The sequence below is a fragment of the uncultured Ferrimonas sp. genome (genome assembly GCF_947489035.1).
Classification (GTDB): domain Bacteria; phylum Pseudomonadota; class Gammaproteobacteria; order Enterobacterales; family Shewanellaceae; genus Ferrimonas.
Window position 1 is genome coordinate 1 of record NZ_CANLCI010000093.1, and the last position, 251, is coordinate 251.

Here is a 251-nt window from a genome sequence, read left to right on the forward strand (position 1 = left end):
ACGGCGGTTTGACGCCCAATGAGTCAGAGCGAAGATACTGGAAAACTTACAAAAACGTGGCCAAATTTAGTTGACCACTACAGTTCGGGCAACTCAAAGACTTGGTGCCAAACCGTTGGGTTTTTATTGGGTGCGAGCGTTCCCCCACAGTCAGCGCAACAAGCCTGTGGCAGAAAACCACTTGAGTATCTGTGGGCTTCAACTTACTTAGCGGTCTACGTTTTCCCTCGTGGCCTGGCTGAGCGCCAATC

The 251-nt window shown here is 51.0% G+C and carries 1 pseudogene; it reads right to left on the reverse strand.

The annotated features are described in order from the left end of the window. Positions 1–80: 80 nt before the first annotated feature. Positions 81–251: pseudogene (locus Q0796_RS18245) on the reverse strand (IS66 family transposase); the annotation flags it as partial.